Source organism: Enterobacter sp. PGRG2 (genome assembly GCF_030291195.1).
Taxonomy (GTDB): domain Bacteria; phylum Pseudomonadota; class Gammaproteobacteria; order Enterobacterales; family Enterobacteriaceae; genus Enterobacter_D.
In genome coordinates this window covers 1,948,495-1,965,833 of record NZ_CP127837.1, presented here as the reverse complement: position 1 = coordinate 1,965,833, position 17,339 = coordinate 1,948,495, and the positions used below count along the sequence as shown (strand labels likewise).

The following is a 17,339-nucleotide window of genomic DNA, read 5'->3' as shown; positions in this document are numbered from 1 at the left end:
GCAGGCCGGGTAAGGCGAAGCCGCCACCCGGCTACACAAACTCAGACGCTTATTTCTTTTTCGCTTTCGGGTTCGGCAGGTCGGTGATGCTACCTTCGAACACTTCAGCGGCCAGGCCCACGGACTCATGCAGAGTCGGGTGCGCATGGATAGTCAGCGCCAGATCTTCCGCGTCACAGCCCATTTCGATAGCCAGACCGATCTCACCCAACAGCTCGCCGCCGTTAGTACCGACAATAGCGCCACCGATCACACGGTGAGACTCTTTGTCGAAAATCAGTTTGGTCATACCGTCTGCGCAGTCGGACGCGATAGCACGGCCAGAAGCAGCCCACGGGAAGGTGGCGGTTTCGTAGCTGATGCCTTTTTCTTTCGCTTCTTTTTCGGTCAGACCAACCCAGGCAACTTCCGGCTCGGTGTACGCGATGGACGGGATCACTTTCGGATCGAAGTAGTGCTTCATACCTGCGATAACTTCAGCGGCAACATGACCTTCGTGAACACCTTTGTGCGCCAGCATCGGCTGACCGACGATGTCGCCGATAGCGAAGATGTGCGGTACGTTGGTACGCAGCTGTTTGTCGACACGGATAAAGCCACGGTCGTCCACTTCCACGCCAGCTTTGCCTGCGTCGAGGTTTTTACCGTTCGGCACACGGCCGATAGCCACCAGCACGGCGTCATAACGCTGCGCTTCAGCAGGGGCTTTTTTGCCTTCCATGGAAACGTAAATACCGTCTTCTTTAGCTTCAACGGCAGTCACTTTGGTTTCCAGCATCAGGTTGAATTTCTTGCTGATACGCTTGGTGAAGACTTTAACGATATCTTTGTCAGCCGCCGGGATCACCTGGTCGAACATTTCAACCACGTCGATCTCTGAACCCAGCGCATGGTATACGGTGCCCATTTCCAGACCGATGATACCGCCACCCATAACCAGCAGGCGCTTAGGTACTTCTTTCAGCTCCAGAGCGTCGGTGGAATCCCATACGCGCGGATCTTCATGTGGAATGAACGGCAGTTCGATCGGACGGGAACCCGCCGCGATGATCGCGTTGTCGAAGTTGATTACGGTTTTGCCGTTTTCGCCTTCCACTTCCAGGGTGTTAGCCCCGGTGAATTTACCCAGACCGTTCACCACTTTTACTTTACGGCCTTTCGCCATACCGGCCAGACCGCCAGTCAGTTGGGTGATGACTTTTTCTTTCCAGGTACGAATCTTGTCGATATCGGTTTTCGGTTCGCCGAAGACGATACCGTGCTCAGCCAGCGCTTTGGCTTCTTCGATAACTTTAGCAACATGCAGCAGCGCTTTAGAAGGGATACAGCCGACGTTCAGACAAACACCGCCGAGGGTGTTGTAACGTTCAACAATGACGGTTTCCAGACCTAAATCAGCGCAACGGAAGGCAGCAGAGTAACCTGCCGGGCCTGCCCCAAGTACCACGACCTGAGTTTTGATTTCAGTACTCATCATGACCTCTTATTGATTTCCGGCAGTCCAGGGGACGTATCGCCCTTCTTCGCCGGGACGTTCTATCCGCCCGCATAGTACAAAATTGTTAACAATTTTGAAACAACAAACGGTAAACGAGTTGTCCTTTGTCCCAATAACCCCAATAACATAATGAGATTACCAGAAAAAAGCCGACCGTCAGGCCGGCTTTCTTATTTACATCACCAGACGGCGAATATCAGACAGCATGTTATTGATGATGGTGATGAAACGCGCACCATCAGCACCGTCGATCACGCGGTGGTCGAAGGACAGAGAGATCGGCATCATCAGACGCGGCACGAACTCTTTACCATTCCAGACCGGCTCCATCGCGGATTTGGACACACCGAGGATAGCCACTTCCGGCGCGTTAACGATCGGCGCGAAGTGCGTGGTACCCAGGCCACCGATGCTGGAGATGGTGAAGCAACCGCCCTGCATTTCGCCAGCCGTCAGCTTACCGTCACGTGCTTTTTTGGAGATCACGGTCAGTTCACGGGACAGCTCGGTGATGCTCTTCTTGTTCACGTCTTTGAACACCGGAACCACCAGGCCATTCGGGGTATCAACAGCCACACCGATGTTGATGTATTTCTTCAGCGTCAGACGCTGCGCGTCTTCAGACAGGGAGCTGTTGAAGCGAGGCATCTGCTCGAGCGCTGCGGCAACGGCTTTCATGATGAAGACAACCGGGGTGAATTTCACGTCCAGTTTGCGCTTCTCAGCTTCGGCGTTCTGCTGCTTACGGAAGGCTTCCAGATCGGTGATGTCGGTTTTGTCGAAGTGCGTAACGTGCGGGATCATCACCCAGTTACGGCTCAGGTTAGCACCAGAGATTTTCTGGATACGGCCCAGTTCAACTTCTTCCACTTCACCAAACTTGCTGAAGTCCACTTTCGGCCATGGCAGCATGCCCGGCAGACCGCCGCCGGTAGCAGCAGCAGGTGCCGCTTCAGCGCGTTTAACCGCGTCTTTCACGTAAGCCTGAACGTCTTCGCGCAGGATACGGCCTTTACGACCTGTACCTTTCACTTTCGCCAGGTTCACACCGAATTCGCGCGCCAGGCGGCGGATCAGCGGGGTCGCGTGGACGTAAGCGTCGTTTTCAGCAAACTCAGATTTGCCTTCCGCTTTCGCCGGTGCAGCGGCGGCCGGTGCTTTCGCCGCCGCTGCTGGTGCTGCTTCCTGTTTGGCCGCAGCCGGAGCCGCAGCCGGGGCTGCGCCTTCCACTTCGAAGACCATGATCAGGGAGCCGGTAGACACTTTGTCGCCGGTGCTGATTTTGATCTCTTTCACGGTGCCCGCGAACGGTGCCGGAACTTCCATGGAGGCTTTGTCGCCTTCCACGGTGATCAGTGACTGCTCAGCGGCAACTTTGTCGCCCACTTTCACCATCACTTCGGTCACTTCAACTTCGTCACCGCCGATGTCCGGTACGTTGACGTCTTTCGCGCCCGCCGCTGCTGCCGGAGCAGAAGCCGCTTCTTCTTTAACCTGCGGTTTCGCGTCGCTGGCAGCCGGAGCGGCGCCTTCCACTTCGAAGACCATGATCAGGGAGCCGGTGGACACTTTGTCGCCGGTGCTGATTTTGATCTCTTTCACGGTGCCCGCGAACGGTGCCGGGACTTCCATAGAGGCTTTGTCGCCTTCCACGGTGATCAGCGACTGCTCAGCAGCCACTTTGTCGCCGACTTTAACCATGATCTCGGTGACTTCAACTTCGTCGCCGCCGATATCCGGTACGTTGACGTCTTTGGCAGCCGCCGCAGCCGGTGCAGAGGCTGCTGCCGGTGCTGCTTCTTTCTTCTCTTCTGCTTTCGCAGGTGCTGCATCAGCAGCACCGTCAGCGGAATCGAAAATCATGATCAGTTTGCCAGTCTCGGTTTTGTCGCCAACAGAGACTTTGATCTCTTTAACAACGCCAGCCTGAGGTGACGGGACTTCCATAGAGGCTTTGTCGCCTTCTACGGTGATCAGCGACTGTTCAGCTTCAACTTTGTCGCCCACTTTGACCAGGATCTCGGTGATTTCAACTTCATCAGCCCCGATGTCCGGTACATTGATTTCGATAGCCATTCTTCTTTTACCTCTTACGCCAGACGCGGGTTAACTTTATCTGCATCGATGTTGAATTTGGTAATTGCTTCTGCAACTACTTTCTTGTCGATGTCGCCACGTTTAGCCAGTTCGCCCAGTGCTGCAACAACCACATAAGAAGCATCAACTTCGAAGTGGTGACGCAGGTTTTCACGGCTGTCAGAGCGACCGAAGCCATCAGTACCCAGTACGCGGTAATCGCTTGCCGGGATGAAGTTACGGATCTGCTCAGCGAACAGTTTCATATAGTCAGTTGATGCCACTGCCGGTGCGTCGCTCAGAACCTGTGCAACGTACGGTACGCGCGGCTCGTCGGTCGGGTGCAGCATGTTCCAGCGCTCACAATCCTGGCCATCGCGCGCCAGTTCGGTGAAGGAGGTCACGCTGAACACGTCAGAACCGATACCGTAGTCTTTCGCCAGGATCTGCGCTGCTTCACGTACGTGACGCAGGATAGAACCGGAGCCCAGCAGCTGAACTTTACCTTTCGCGCCTTCGACAGTTTCGAGTTTATAGATACCTTTACGGATCCCTTCCTCGGCGCCTTCCGGCATCGCTGGCATGTGGTAGTTTTCGTTCAGCGTGGTGATGTAGTAGTACACGTTCTCTTGCGCTTCACCGTACATACGATGCAGACCGTCATGCATGATGACAGCAACTTCGTAGGCGTAAGCCGGATCGTAAGAGATACAGTTCGGGATGGTCAGCGACTGAATGTGGCTGTGACCATCTTCGTGCTGGAGACCTTCGCCGTTCAGCGTAGTACGACCAGAAGTCCCGCCGATCAGGAAGCCACGTGCCTGCTGATCGCCTGCTGCCCAGCACAGGTCGCCGATACGCTGGAAACCGAACATGGAGTAGTAGATGTAGAACGGGATCATCGGCAGATCGTTGGTGCTGTAAGAGGTCGCAGCGGCCAGCCAGGAAGAACCTGCGCCCAGCTCGTTGATACCTTCCTGCAGGATCTGACCTTTCTCGTCTTCTTTGTAGTACGCAACCTGCTCACGGTCCTGCGGGGTGTACTGCTGGCCGTTCGGGCTGTAAATACCAATCTGACGGAACAGACCTTCCATACCGAAAGTACGCGCTTCGTCGGCGATGATCGGCACCAGGCGATCTTTGATCGACTTGTTCTTCAGCATCACGTTCAGGGCACGCACGAAGGCGATAGTGGTGGAGATCTCTTTGTTCTGCTCTTCCAGCAGCTGGTTGAAGTCAGCCAGGGTCGGCAGCTCAAGCTTCTCAGAGAATTTCGGCTGGCGAGACGGCAGATAACCGTTCAGCTTCTGACGCTGGGCGTGCAGATAAGTGTGCTCTTCAGAACCTTCCGGGAAGGTAATGTAGGACAGCTTCTCAACCTGCTCATCGGTCACCGGCACATTGAAACGATCACGGATGTAACGTACACCGTCCATGTTCATTTTCTTCACCTGGTGGGCGATGTTTTTACCTTCAGCGGTGTCGCCCATGCCGTAACCTTTGATGGTATGGGCCAGGATAACTGTTGCTTTGCCTTTGGTTTCCTGCGCTTTCTTGAATGCAGCGTAGACTTTCTTCGGATCGTGGCCACCACGGTTCAGTGCCCAGATCTCATCGTCAGACCAGTCGGCAACCAGCGCGGCAGTTTCCGGGTATTTACCGAAGAAGTGCTCACGAACGTACGCGCCGTTTTTGGATTTGAAGGTCTGATAGTCGCCGTCAACGGTTTCGTTCATCAGCTGGATCAGTTTACCGCTGGTGTCTTTACGCAGCAGCTCATCCCAACGACCGCCCCACATCACCTTGATTACGTTCCAGCCAGCGCCTTCGAAGATGCCTTCCAGTTCGTTGATGATTTTGCCGTTACCGGTTACCGGGCCGTCCAGACGTTGCAGGTTACAGTTGATAACGAAGACCAGGTTATCCAGTTTTTCACGGGTCGCGATGGTGATCGCGCCTTTGGATTCCGGCTCATCCATCTCGCCGTCGCCAAGGAAGGCGTAAACGGTTTGCTGGGAAGTATCTTTCAGACCACGGTGTTCCAGATATTTCAGGAATTTAGCCTGGTAGATCGCACCAATCGGACCCAGACCCATAGAGACGGTCGGGAACTGCCAGAATTCCGGCATCAGTTTCGGGTGCGGGTAGGAAGACAGGCCATTGCCGTGAACTTCCTGACGGAAGTTGTTCATCTGCTCTTCAGTCAGACGACCTTCCAGGAATGCGCGAGCGTAAACGCCCGGAGAGATGTGGCCCTGGAAGTACACCAGATCGCCACCGTCTTTCTCGCTGCGTGCGCGGAAGAAGTGGTTGAAGCAAACTTCATACACAGTCGCAGAAGACTGGAAAGACGCCATGTGGCCGCCCAGCTCGAGGTCTTTTTTAGACGCACGCAGCACGGTCATGATGGCGTTCCAGCGGATAGCAGAACGAATGCGACGTTCCAGCTCCAGATTACCCGGGTATTCCGGCTCATCTTCAACGGCAATAGTATTTACATAGTTGCGAGCGTTTGAACCAGCTGCCACGTTAACGCCGCCTTTGCGGGCCTGAGACAGTAACTGGTCAATCAGATACTGAGCGCGCTCAACACCTTCTTCACGGATGACCGATTCGATCGCCTGTTGCCAGTCGCGAGTTTCGATCGGATCCACGTCATTGATTAAACGATCTGACATGGGTTTTTCCTTATCTATCTAATTTTCGTTGATTAATCTGGAACCTGTCCCATTGTATTTTCGGCAGAAAACACAATAAGACAGGTTCTGCGTTTAGTTGCCGCGCTCTAAATTATGGCGCTTAATCCTTTCTTTGCTGTAGGCGGCGCATGGAGCGTTCACGACGGCTCTGCTCACGGCTGCGGTCCAGCAATATTTCCTCAATAAACGCCAGATGCCGGTGAGACGCTTCACGCGCCTGCTCCGGCTCTCTGGCGATAATCGCCTCAAAAATTCTGGAGCGATGGTTGCTTACCAGCGGGAGCATTTCCCGGCGGGCATACAGCAATTCAAAATTCTGACGAACGTTCTGCGCCATCATTGGTTCCATGCAGCGTAGCAAATGCAGCAAAACCACATTGTGCGCCGCTTCGGTGACGGCAATCTGATACAGGACGACGGCATCGGCTTCGGCATCGAGATCCCCGGATTCCTGCGCGCGCTCGATCGCCTGATGCAGCTCGCGGATGCGCGCGCGATCGTCGTCGGTGCCACGCAAGGCCGCGTAATAGGCGGCAATGCCTTCCAGCGCGTGGCGCGTCTCGAGGAGGTCAAACTGGGATTCGGGGTGATCGGACAAAAGCTCTACCAGCGGATCGCTGAAGCTCTGCCACAGGTTACTCTGGACAAAGGTACCACCGCCCTGGCGACGCAGTAGCAGGCCCTTGGCTTCAAGGCGTTGGATCGCCTCGCGCAGCGAAGGACGGGAAACGTCGAACTGTTTAGCCAGCTCACGTTCCGGAGGAAGTTTTTCACCGGGGCGCAATGTCCCTTCAAGGATCAAAAACTCCAGTTGCTGCTCTATCACATCGGATAATTTAGGTTGGCGGATTTTACTGTAGGCCATTGTTCCCTGTCCTAAGCCGTTTTCCCGGAGTGCCATTTAACCGGAGTCAATTGGTCTGACCAATTTCATGTTCTTGACGCTAAAGTAACAAAGTATTCACCTTCTGTCCATACAGGTTTTGATTGAAATCAGGGAACCACGCACATTTTAACAACATTACAGAAATAACGTTTCAGAAATGTAACTTCGCACAAATGAGCCCGCTACTCATAAAGAGGCATATTTAACTTATGTGAAACGCCTGACCGGTAAAGTGAACCGATTCAGTCGCACGAAAAACGAGTAAATACCCATTTCTGGAGTGGAATTATGCATTTGGGGTAATGAAGAGGAGGAATGGCTACTATTTACAATTGGTTTCTTTTTATTCAGTCGTCATGCGCCCCTAATAAAGCAGGTGCATTCGCATGCGCTTACCACTATTCTGATGCAGACGAAAGACTCAGCGCTATATTTAAGAAAGACCTTTCGTAAACATATAAATACAACAAATGGAATTTCATCCGTACACGCACACAACAGCGTACTAATAATAACCACACACGAGGTTTCATGATGGAAGGTCAACAGCACGGTGAACTGCTGAAGCGCGGCCTTAAAAACCGCCACATTCAGCTTATTGCGCTGGGTGGAGCTATCGGGACTGGCCTGTTTCTGGGCAGCGCGTCAGTCATCCAGTCCGCCGGGCCGGGAATTATTCTCGGCTATGCGATTGCAGGTTTTATCGCTTTTCTGATCATGCGCCAGTTGGGCGAGATGGTGGTTGAAGAGCCGGTAGCCGGTTCGTTCAGCCATTTTGCCTATAAATACTGGGGCGGTTTCGCGGGCTTCGCGTCCGGCTGGAACTACTGGGTGCTGTACGTACTGGTTGCCATGGCGGAACTGACCGCCGTCGGTAAATACATCCAGTTCTGGTGGCCGGAGATCCCGACCTGGGCGTCGGCCGCCGTGTTCTTCGTTTTAATCAACGCCATTAACCTCACCAACGTGAAAGTGTTTGGCGAGATGGAGTTCTGGTTTGCCATTATCAAAGTGATCGCGGTCGTGGCGATGATCCTGTTCGGCGGCTGGCTGCTGTTCAGCGACAGCGCCGGCCCGCAGGCCACCGTGCGCAACCTCTGGGAACAGGGCGGATTCCTGCCTAACGGCTTTACCGGGCTGGTGATGATGATGGCGATCATCATGTTCTCCTTCGGCGGGCTGGAGCTGGTGGGCATTACCGCCGCCGAAGCCGATAACCCGCAGGTCAGCATCCCGAAAGCCACCAACCAGGTGATCTACCGCATTCTGATCTTCTATGTGGGCTCGCTGGCGGTGCTGCTGTCACTGCTGCCGTGGACGCGCGTGACCGCCGACACCAGCCCCTTCGTGTTGATCTTCCATGAGCTGGGCGACACCTTCGTGGCTAACGCCCTGAACATTGTAGTGCTGACCGCCGCGCTGTCGGTGTACAACAGCTGCGTGTACTGCAACAGCCGTATGCTGTTCGGTCTGGCGCAACAGGGCAACGCGCCGAAAGTGCTGGCGAAAGTGGATAAACGCGGCGTGCCGGTGGGCACCATTCTCATCTCTGCGCTCTTTACCGCGCTGTGCGTGCTGATCAACTACCTGGCACCGGGCGAAGCCTTCGGCCTGCTGATGGCGCTGGTGGTTTCGGCGCTGGTGATCAACTGGGCGATGATAAGCCTGGCGCACATGAAGTTCCGCCGCGCGAAAGATCTACAGGGTGTGAAAACCCGCTTCCCTGCCCTGTTCTATCCGCTGGGTAACTGGATCTGCCTGCTCTTTATGGCGGCAGTGCTGGTGATTATGGCGATGACCCCGGGCATGGCGATCTCCGTCTGGCTGATCCCGGTGTGGATGCTCATCCTTGCCGTCGGTTACTTCTTCAAACAGAAGAACCTGAAAACCGCAAAAGCCCATTAATCTTGTTGCTTTCCCCCCTCTCCTTCGGGCGAGGGGGACCCGCCCCTGTTACCTGGTTCACACTTTCCCCTGCATAGCCATTTTGTCCATCTCTTTAACTTAAACCTGCTACGCAAAAAAGTCATAGCGTGCGAATAATTCTCTCCATATCTCAACGGGAGAATTGTCGATGGACAACGCTAAACTGTCAGTCAAAGAAAAGATCGGCTACGGAATGGGAGACGCCGGATGTAATATTATCTTTGGCGCTATCATGTTGTTTGTGAATTATTTCTATACGGACATATTTGGTCTGGCTCCGGCGCTGGTGGGCGTATTACTGCTTTCCATCCGCGTAATTGACGCCGTAACCGACCCGATTATGGGCGCGCTGGCAGACAGAACGAAGAGCAAATATGGGCGATTTCGTCCATGGCTGTTATGGATCGCCGTGCCTTACGCGGTGTTCAGCGTGCTGATGTTTACCACGCCGGACTGGACATATAACAGCAAGGTTATCTATGCGTTTGTCACCTACTTCCTGCTGTCGCTGACCTATACCGCCATCAACATTCCTTACTGCTCGCTGGGCAGCGTGATCACCAACGATCCAAAAGAGCGCGTCGCCTGTCAGTCTTACCGTTTTGTGATGGTGGGGATCGCCACCCTGCTGTTGTCGCTGACGCTGCTGCCGATGGCGGAGTGGTTTGGCGGCGAAGATAAAGCCAAAGGCTACCAGATGGCGATGACGGTGCTGGCGTTTATCGGCATGTGCATGTTCCTCTACTGCTTTGCGACGGTGCGCGAGCGCGTCAAACCCGCTGTCCCGACCAATGACGATCTGAAAAAAGACTTCAAAGACGTCTGGAAAAACGACCAGTGGGTACGCATTCTGCTGCTCACCCTGTGCAATGTCTGCCCGGGCTTCATACGCATGGCGGCCACCATGTACTACGTCACCTGGGTCATGGGACAAAGCACCCATTTCGCCACCCTGTTTATCAGCCTCGGCGTGGTGGGCATGATGATTGGCAGTATGCTGGCGAAAGTGCTGACCGACCGCTGGTGTAAATTGCAGGTCTTCTTCTGGACCAACATTGTGCTGGCGATTTTCTCCGGCGGCTTTTACTTCCTGGATCCGCAGGCGACGACGCTTATCGTGGTGCTCTATTTCCTGCTTAACGTTATTCATCAAATCCCCTCCCCGCTGCACTGGTCGCTGATGGCGGACGTGGATGACTACGGCGAGTGGAAAACCGGTAAACGCATCACCGGCATCAGCTTCTCCGGCAACCTGTTCTTCCTGAAAGTGGGTCTGGCGGTTGCCGGGGCGATGGTAGGCTTCCTGCTCTCCTGGTATGGTTACGACGCGGGCGCGAAAGCGCAAAGCGCAAGCGCCATTAACGGTATCGTACTGCTGTTCAGCGTCATTCCGGGCGTGGGCTATTTGATCACCGCGGGCGTGGTTCGCCTGTTGAAAGTCGACCGTGAAACCATGAAGCAGATCCAGAGCGATCTGGAGAAACGTCGCACTAATTATCGCGAGCTGAATGAGACTGCTTCTCATCAGCCGGTTAAACCATAAGGAAAGCCTGATGAACCCGTGGCCCAATCCCTTTATCGAACAACGCGCCGATCCCTTTATTCTGCGCCACGACAACGCCTACTATTTTGTCGCCTCAGTGCCGGAATACGATCGGCTGGAGATCCGCCGCGCCGCCACTATCGAAGGATTGCGCGATGCGCCTGCCAGCGTGGTCTGGCGTAAACCCGCCAGCGGCCCGATGAGCCAGCTTATCTGGGCGCCGGAGCTGCATCATCTTAACGGCAAGTGGTATCTCTATTTTGCCGCCACGCACACCCACGATCTGGATGCGCTGAATATGTTCCAGCACCGTATGTTTGTGCTGGAGTGCGCCGACGCCGATCCGCTGAGCGGGCGCTGGACGGAAAAGGGGCAGATCAAAACGCAGTTCGACTCTTTCTGCCTGGATCCCACCACCTTTAACCATCAGGGTAAACAGTGGTACCTGTGGGCGCAAAAAGATCCGGCCATTGAAGGAAACTCAAACCTGTACCTGGCAGAGCTGGAAAATCCCTGGACGATTAAGGGTCAGCCGGTGATGTTAAGCAAACCTGAATTTGACTGGGAATGCCGCGGCTTTAAGGTTAACGAAGGCCCGGCGGTGCTGTTCCATGGCGATCGGTTATTTATCAGCTATTCCGCCAGCGCCACCGATGAAAACTACTGCCTGGGCCTGCTGTGGATCGCTATTGACGCCGACCCGCAGCAGCCGGAAAACTGGCATAAATCCCCGCAGCCGGTCTTTGTGACCAGCTATGAGAATCGCCAGTACGGGCCGGGTCATAACAGCTTTACGCAAACGCCGGACGGCCAGGACGTGCTGGTTTACCACGCGCGCAACTACACGGAGATCGAAGGCGATCCGCTGTACGATCCGAACCGTCATACGCGGCTGAAAGTGATCCACTGGAAAGAAGACGGGATGCCGGACTTTGGGGTGCCACCGGCGGATAACAATTAAGAAGATTGCCCGGCGGCGCTTCGCTTGCCGGGCCTACATATGCTTGTAAGCGCAGGATCTGTAGGCCGGATAAGCGCAGGATATGTAGGCCGGGTAAGCGCAGGATCTTGTAGGCCGGGTAAGCACAGCGCCACCCGGCATCGTCTCAAAAATTACACCAGCGTCCCGTAAATCGTCAGCAGCGCCACCACAACCACCACCACAAAGGACGTTTTCTTCGCCATTGAAACCGCCACTTTTGGCGTTTCAACGCGGTCCAGATGCGGCTCACGCGCCAGCGAATACTGCGCCAGCCGCGTCAACACCTGATACTGCGACGTATGACGATCGTAAAGTGAGGCAAACCAGGCCGGAAGCGCCTTTTCACCGTGACCAATCAGCGCGTACACCACGCCCACCAGCCGTACCGGGATCCAGTCCAGCACATGCAGAATGGCGTCAATTCCTGACTGATGGCGCTGCGGCGGCGTCATATAACGCGCCAGCCACGACTGCCAGGCGCGTAAAAACGCATAGCCCACCAGCGTCACCGGTCCCCATGTCCCGCCGACGATAAACCAGAACAGCGGCGCGAGGTAAAAGCGGAAGTTAATCCACAACAGCGCATTTTGCAGCTCGCGTAAAAACTCACGCTCATCGCAGTCCGGCGGCACGCCGTGGATCATCGTCAGTTCACTGGCCATTGCGCCGCGCGCATGGGCATCATCCCGCGCTGCGGCCTTCAGATAAGCATGGTAGTGCAGCCGTACTTTGCCCGCGCCGATACACAACAGCCCGAGTAGGATCCACACCACCAGCAGCGGCACGTTGTAAAACAGGCCATAAAGCGCGCGTAACACGAGAAAGGTCGCCAGCATCGCCAGCGCGGTCATACCCAGCGTATGGAACATCGAAAAATGGCGGATGCGGCGGAACAGCACTTCAAGGCGGTGATCAAGCTGCCAGTGCTCGCCGAGTTTAAACAGGCGCTCGGCAATCAGAACTAACAGCATAGTAAACAACGTCATGTCATCTCCTTATCTGACGAGGGGGTGACCAGAGCACGAAATGTCGCCCAGTCAAAAGCCGGGCCGGGATCGGTTTTACGCTCAGGTGCGATATCGCTGTGCCCGGTTATATTGTCAGCAATTGCCGGATAAAGCCCGATCAATGTTTGCGTCACCGCGGCTAACTGCTGATATTGCGCCGGGGTGTAGGGCGTGGTGTCCGTTCCCTCAAGCTCTATGCCGATGGAAAAATCATTGCACCGCTGGCGGCCCGCATAACAAGACACACCCGCATGCCAGGCGCGTTTATCGAAAGGAACGTACTGCACGATTTCGCCATCACGACGGATCAGGCAATGCGCTGACACGCGCAGATGGGCAATCTCAGCGAAGAAGGGATCGGCTTGCGGATCCAGCGTACCGGTGAACAGCGCATCAATCCACGGCCCGCCAAATTGTCCGGGCGGCAGGCTTATATTATGCACAACCAGTAACGAGGGGGTCTCATCGTCCGGGCGGCAGTCATGGTGCGGCGAAGGCACATGGCGAGCATCCACCAACCAGCCCTTGTTTAACAGCATGCAGGATCTCCTAAGATATGGTGCTGATACACGGTTCAGAGTAGCATGTTTCAATCTTTTGATTCGTTACCCTTTTTGGAGTTTATCATGCCGCCTCGCCGCTATAACCCCGACCATCGACGTGACGCGCTTTTAGAACGTATTAACCTCGACATTCCTGCCGCTGTGGCGCGCGCGCTGCAGGAAGATCTCGGTGGAGAGGTGGATGCGAACAATGATATTACCGCCCAATTATTGCCCGCAGACGACCGCGCACACGCCGTGGTGATCACCCGCGAAGACGGTATTTTCTGCGGCAAACGCTGGGTGGAAGAAGTCTTTATTCAGCTGGCTGGCGATGATGTCGCCCTGACGTGGCATGTCGCCGATGGCGATGCCATCACCGCGAATCAAACGCTGTTCGAGCTGGACGGCCCGTCCCGCGTGCTGCTGACCGGCGAGCGTACGGCGCTGAACTTTGTGCAAACGCTCTCCGGCGTCGCCAGCGTGGTCAGCCGCTACGTCGCGCTGCTGGCGGGCACCAAAACGCAGCTGCTGGATACGCGCAAAACCCTGCCGGGGCTGCGTACCGCGCTGAAATATGCCGTGCTGTGCGGCGGCGGGGCGAATCATCGCCTCGGGCTGTCGGATGCCTTCCTGATCAAAGAGAACCACATTATCGCCGCGGGCAGCGTCCGTCAGGCGGTGGAAAAAGCCTTCTGGCTGCACCCCGACGTGCCGGTGGAGGTGGAAGTGGAAACCCTGGATGAGCTGGATGATGCGCTGAAAGCCGGGGCCGACATCATCATGCTCGACAACTTCGACACTGACCAAATGCGCGAAGCGGTGAAGCGCGCCAGCGGCCAGGCACGGCTGGAAGTGTCCGGCAACGTCACCGCAGAAACGATCCGCGAATTTGCCGACACCGGCGTGGATTACATTTCCGTGGGCGCGCTGACCAAGCATGTGCAGGCGCTGGATCTGTCGATGCGTTTTCGCGGATAGCGTGCGTTGCCCGGCGCGACCCGTCGGGCAATTTTTCGTAGCCGCTCGCAATAATCATGCGGAATATTGCAACACGCGTAAAATCTTCTGAAGCCGCCTTCGCGGATACGTTTTATCCCCTCGCACCGCCCCGCCATTACTGCCAGAGTCGCTCCTGGTCAACAAGGAGCACATTATGGACACGCAAAAAGGATTTACCTTAATTGAGCTAATGGTGGTTATCGGCATTATTTCCATCCTCAGCGCCATCAGCATTCCCGCCTATCAGAACTACCTGCGCAAAGCGGCGCTGACGGACATGCTGCAAACCTTCATCCCCTACCGGACAGCAATCGAACTGTGCGCCCTCGATCATGGCGGCGTGTCGGCCTGCGATGCGGGCAGTAACGGCATTCCGTCGCCTACCACCACCCGCTATGTCTCCGCCATGAGCGTAGTGAAAGGCGTCGTGGCGCTTACCGGACAGGAAAGCCTGACCGGGCTTGGCGTTACCCTCACGCCGCAGTGGAATAACAGCAATGGCATGACGGGCTGGGATCGGCTGTGCACGGTGCAGGACGATGGCGCGCTGAAACAGGCCTGTGAAGAGGTGTTTCGCTTCAGCGGTCAACAGGAGGCGAAATGAAACAGGAACAGTTGATCGCGTTATGTCAGCGTCATAACGCCCTGCTGCTGGAGAGTAACGATCGGCGCATCGCTATCGCGGTTATAAACGAACCGTCTGACGATCTGATGGCTGCGCTGCGCTTTGCTACCCAAAAGCGTATCGACATTGAGTGCTGGACGGCGGAGGAGATGGAAAAACACCGGCAGCGTCTCTCTGCGCCGCAGCTATCTGTTGTGACGCAGGACAGCGCCACCACGACGGCGTTTCTCGATCATACCCTGCAACAGGCGCTGACGCTGCGGGCATCGGATATCCACTTTGAGCCGGGCGAGGCTGATTTTCGAATTCGTCTGCGGGTGGACGGCGTACTGCACACCTTGCCGCCGGTGGCGCCAGCCATGGCGAAAACCCTGGTGGCGCGTCTTAAGGTACTGGGCAATCTGGACATTGCCGAGCGCCGCCTGCCGCAGGACGGGCAGTTTACCGTAACGCTCAACGGTAAAGCCATTTCGTTTCGCATTGCCACCCTGCCCTGCCGCTACGGTGAAAAAGTTGTTCTGCGTCTGCTGCATCAGGTCAATCAGACGCTGGAGCTGACGCAACTGGGCATGCTGCCGGAACAGCTGGCGCAGTTTCAGACCGCGCTCAGCAAACCCCAGGGCCTGCTGCTGGTGACCGGGCCTACCGGCAGCGGTAAAACGGTGACGCTCTACAGCGCCTTACAGTCGCGTAACAGCGATGAGGTGAATATTTGCAGCGTGGAAGATCCTGTTGAAATCCCGCTGGCGGGACTTAATCAGACGCAGATCAATCCACGTGCGGGCCTGAGCTTTCAGAGCGTACTGCGCGCGCTGCTGCGTCAGGATCCGGATATCGTCATGGTCGGTGAGATCCGCGATGGCGAAACGGCGGAAATCGCCATTAAAGCCTCGCAGACCGGGCATCTGGTGCTGTCGACGCTGCACACCAACTCCACCAGCGAAACCCTGACGCGCATCCAGCAAATGGGCGTTGCGCCATGGATGCTCGCCTCGGCGCTTTCGCTGGTGGTGGCGCAACGGCTGGTGCGCAAACTCTGCCCGCACTGCCGGTCAAAAATCCAGAGCGACACGCTGATCCCGCCAGCGCTGTGGCCGCGCCCGTTACCACGATGGCAGTCCACCGGCTGCGACCAGTGCTATCACGGTTTTTACGGCAGGATCGCGCTGTTTGAGGTGCTGCCGGTAAACAAGCCGCTGCGGCATGCCATCGCCGCGGGGGATACGGCCAGCGACATTCATCGTAAAGCGCGGCAGGCCGGAATGACCACGCTGTTCGAGAGCGGCTGTCTGGCCGTCGAGCGCGGACTGACCACGCAGGAAGAGCTGCTGCGCGTACTGGGTATTCCCCATGCCGACTAATACCCTGTGGCAGTGGCGCGGGCTGGATCAGGCGGGGCATCCGCACGAGGGGCTGCTGTGGGGTGAGGACCGGGTCAGCGTGGCGATGGCCTTACAGCACCGCGCTGTGCACCTCGTACAGCTTAAACGCTGTCCGGTGCATGCGCGCGCCTGGCGGGGAACGCAAAGCGAGGAGCTGATCCGCCAGCTGGCGACCCTGTTGCAGGCGGGGCTGGCGTTGCCGGATGGGTTACGGCTTTTAGCCGGACAGCATCCGCGCCCCCAGTGGCAGGCGCTGCTGCAACACCTGGCGGAGGAGCTGGAACAGGGCACGCCGTTTTCGGCGGCGATCCAGCAATGGCCGCAGGCCTTTCCACCGCTGTATGTTGCCCTGATCCACACCGGTGAACTGACGGGTAAACTCGATAGCTGTTGTTTTGAGCTGGCGGCCCGGCAAAAGGCGCAGCGGCTGCTGGCGGCGAAGGTTAAAAAGGCGCTGCGCTATCCGCTGATCGTGTTATCGCTGGCGGTGCTGATTGTGCTGGCAATGGTTTACCTGGTGCTGCCGGAGTTCGCCGCCATCTACCGGACCTTTAACGCGCCGCTGCCGGCATTAACGCGCGGCGTGATGGCGCTGGCGGACGGTATACACCAGTGGGGCGCAGCGGTGCTGGTACTGTTTATCGCGCTGATGCTTACCCTGTATAAGCTGCGTAAAAAGCCGCGCTGGTTGCGCTATCGTCAGCGCCTGCTGCTGCGGTGCCCGGTGGTGGGCGCTCTCCTGCGCGGGCAAAAGCTCAGCCAGATTTTTACCGTGCTGATGCTTACGCAAAACGCCGGTATCGCCTTTTTGCAGGGGCTGGAGAGTGTGGAAAATACGCTGCCCTGCCCGTACTGGCGTGACCTGCTGCATCAGGCGCATCATGAGATCACCCAGGGAGCACCGATCTGGCAGGCGCTGAAGAACAGCGGCGAATTTACCCCGCTCTGCGTACAGCTGGTCAGAACCGGCGAGGCGTCAGGGGCGCTGGATACCATGCTCGGCGATCTGGCTCGCTATCACAGCGAAAAGACGCAGCAGCTGGCAGATAACCTGGCCGCACTGCTGGAGCCGATCATGCTGATCGTGACGGGATTAATTATTGGTACGCTGGTGGTGGCCATGTATCTGCCGGTGTTTCATCTGGGGGATGCAATGAGCGGAATGGGATAG

General features: G+C 56.3%; 13 protein-coding genes. 7 read left to right on the top strand and 6 right to left on the bottom strand.

All coding sequences use genetic code 11. From position 1 onward, the window contains the following. Positions 1–49: 49 nt before the first annotated feature. From lpdA to pdhR, 4 genes are all read right to left on the bottom strand, one after another. Positions 50–1,474, bottom strand: coding sequence for a dihydrolipoyl dehydrogenase (lpdA, locus tag QRD42_RS08500; protein WP_321988743.1), 1,425 nt, complete (start codon positions 1,472–1,474; stop codon positions 50–52). A 198-nt stretch (positions 1,475–1,672) separates the two neighbouring features. Then, positions 1,673–3,574 (bottom strand): pyruvate dehydrogenase complex dihydrolipoyllysine-residue acetyltransferase, encoded by a 1,902-nt coding sequence (aceF, locus tag QRD42_RS08495; RefSeq protein WP_321988620.1) that lies wholly within the window; start codon positions 3,572–3,574, stop codon positions 1,673–1,675. A 14-nt stretch (positions 3,575–3,588) separates the two neighbouring features. Continuing rightward, on the bottom strand, positions 3,589–6,252 hold the full coding sequence (gene aceE / locus QRD42_RS08490; RefSeq protein ID WP_072570645.1) for a pyruvate dehydrogenase (acetyl-transferring), homodimeric type: 2,664 nt from the start codon (positions 6,250–6,252) through the stop codon (positions 3,589–3,591). 121 nt (positions 6,253–6,373) lie between these two features. Next, positions 6,374–7,138: a pyruvate dehydrogenase complex transcriptional repressor PdhR gene (gene pdhR / locus QRD42_RS08485; RefSeq protein ID WP_072570643.1), complete on the bottom strand. Its 765-nt coding sequence runs from the start codon at positions 7,136–7,138 to the stop codon at positions 6,374–6,376. A 552-nt stretch (positions 7,139–7,690) separates the two neighbouring features. Between pdhR and aroP the strand changes: the two genes are divergently transcribed. From aroP to QRD42_RS08470, 3 genes are all read left to right on the top strand, one after another. Then, positions 7,691–9,064, top strand: coding sequence for an aromatic amino acid transporter AroP (aroP, locus tag QRD42_RS08480; protein ID WP_318363875.1), 1,374 nt, complete (start codon positions 7,691–7,693; stop codon positions 9,062–9,064). 169 nt (positions 9,065–9,233) lie between these two features. Continuing rightward, positions 9,234–10,628, top strand: a complete 1,395-nt coding sequence (locus tag QRD42_RS08475; RefSeq protein WP_318377026.1) for a glycoside-pentoside-hexuronide (GPH):cation symporter — start codon at positions 9,234–9,236, stop codon at positions 10,626–10,628. Positions 10,629–10,638: 10 nt separating this feature from the next. Further along, entirely contained in the window at positions 10,639–11,589 is a 951-nt protein-coding gene (locus QRD42_RS08470) for a family 43 glycosylhydrolase (protein ID WP_321988619.1), read from the top strand. A gap of 152 nt (positions 11,590–11,741) precedes the next feature. Here QRD42_RS08470 and ampE read toward each other — a convergent pair whose 3' ends face one another. Together ampE and ampD are read right to left on the bottom strand one after the other, a co-directional pair. Next, the gene (gene ampE / locus QRD42_RS08465; protein ID WP_072570635.1) at positions 11,742–12,596 is read right to left on the bottom strand and encodes a beta-lactamase regulator AmpE; all 855 of its coding nucleotides are present in this window, start codon (positions 12,594–12,596) and stop codon (positions 11,742–11,744) included. Further along, positions 12,593–13,156 carry a 1,6-anhydro-N-acetylmuramyl-L-alanine amidase AmpD gene (ampD, locus tag QRD42_RS08460; protein ID WP_072570633.1) on the bottom strand — a complete coding sequence of 188 codons (564 nt, stop codon included), beginning with the start codon at positions 13,154–13,156 and terminating at the stop codon, positions 12,593–12,595. Before ampD ends, ampE begins: the two co-directional genes overlap by 4 nt. An 87-nt stretch (positions 13,157–13,243) precedes the next feature. On the opposite strand from ampD, the gene nadC reads away from it, so the two are divergent. From nadC to hofC, 4 genes are all read left to right on the top strand, one after another. Next, positions 13,244–14,140 (top strand): carboxylating nicotinate-nucleotide diphosphorylase, encoded by an 897-nt coding sequence (gene nadC / locus QRD42_RS08455; RefSeq protein WP_321988618.1) that lies wholly within the window; start codon positions 13,244–13,246, stop codon positions 14,138–14,140. Between the two features lie 175 nt (positions 14,141–14,315). Then, positions 14,316–14,765: a prepilin peptidase-dependent pilin gene (gene ppdD / locus QRD42_RS08450; protein ID WP_318377031.1), complete on the top strand. Its 450-nt coding sequence runs from the start codon at positions 14,316–14,318 to the stop codon at positions 14,763–14,765. After that, positions 14,762–16,147 (top strand): type II secretion system protein GspE, encoded by a 1,386-nt coding sequence (gspE, locus tag QRD42_RS08445; RefSeq protein ID WP_072570630.1) that lies wholly within the window; start codon positions 14,762–14,764, stop codon positions 16,145–16,147. Before ppdD ends, gspE begins: the two co-directional genes overlap by 4 nt. Then, positions 16,137–17,339, top strand: coding sequence for a protein transport protein HofC (gene hofC, locus QRD42_RS08440; RefSeq protein ID WP_321988617.1), 1,203 nt, complete (start codon positions 16,137–16,139; stop codon positions 17,337–17,339). Before gspE ends, hofC begins: the two co-directional genes overlap by 11 nt.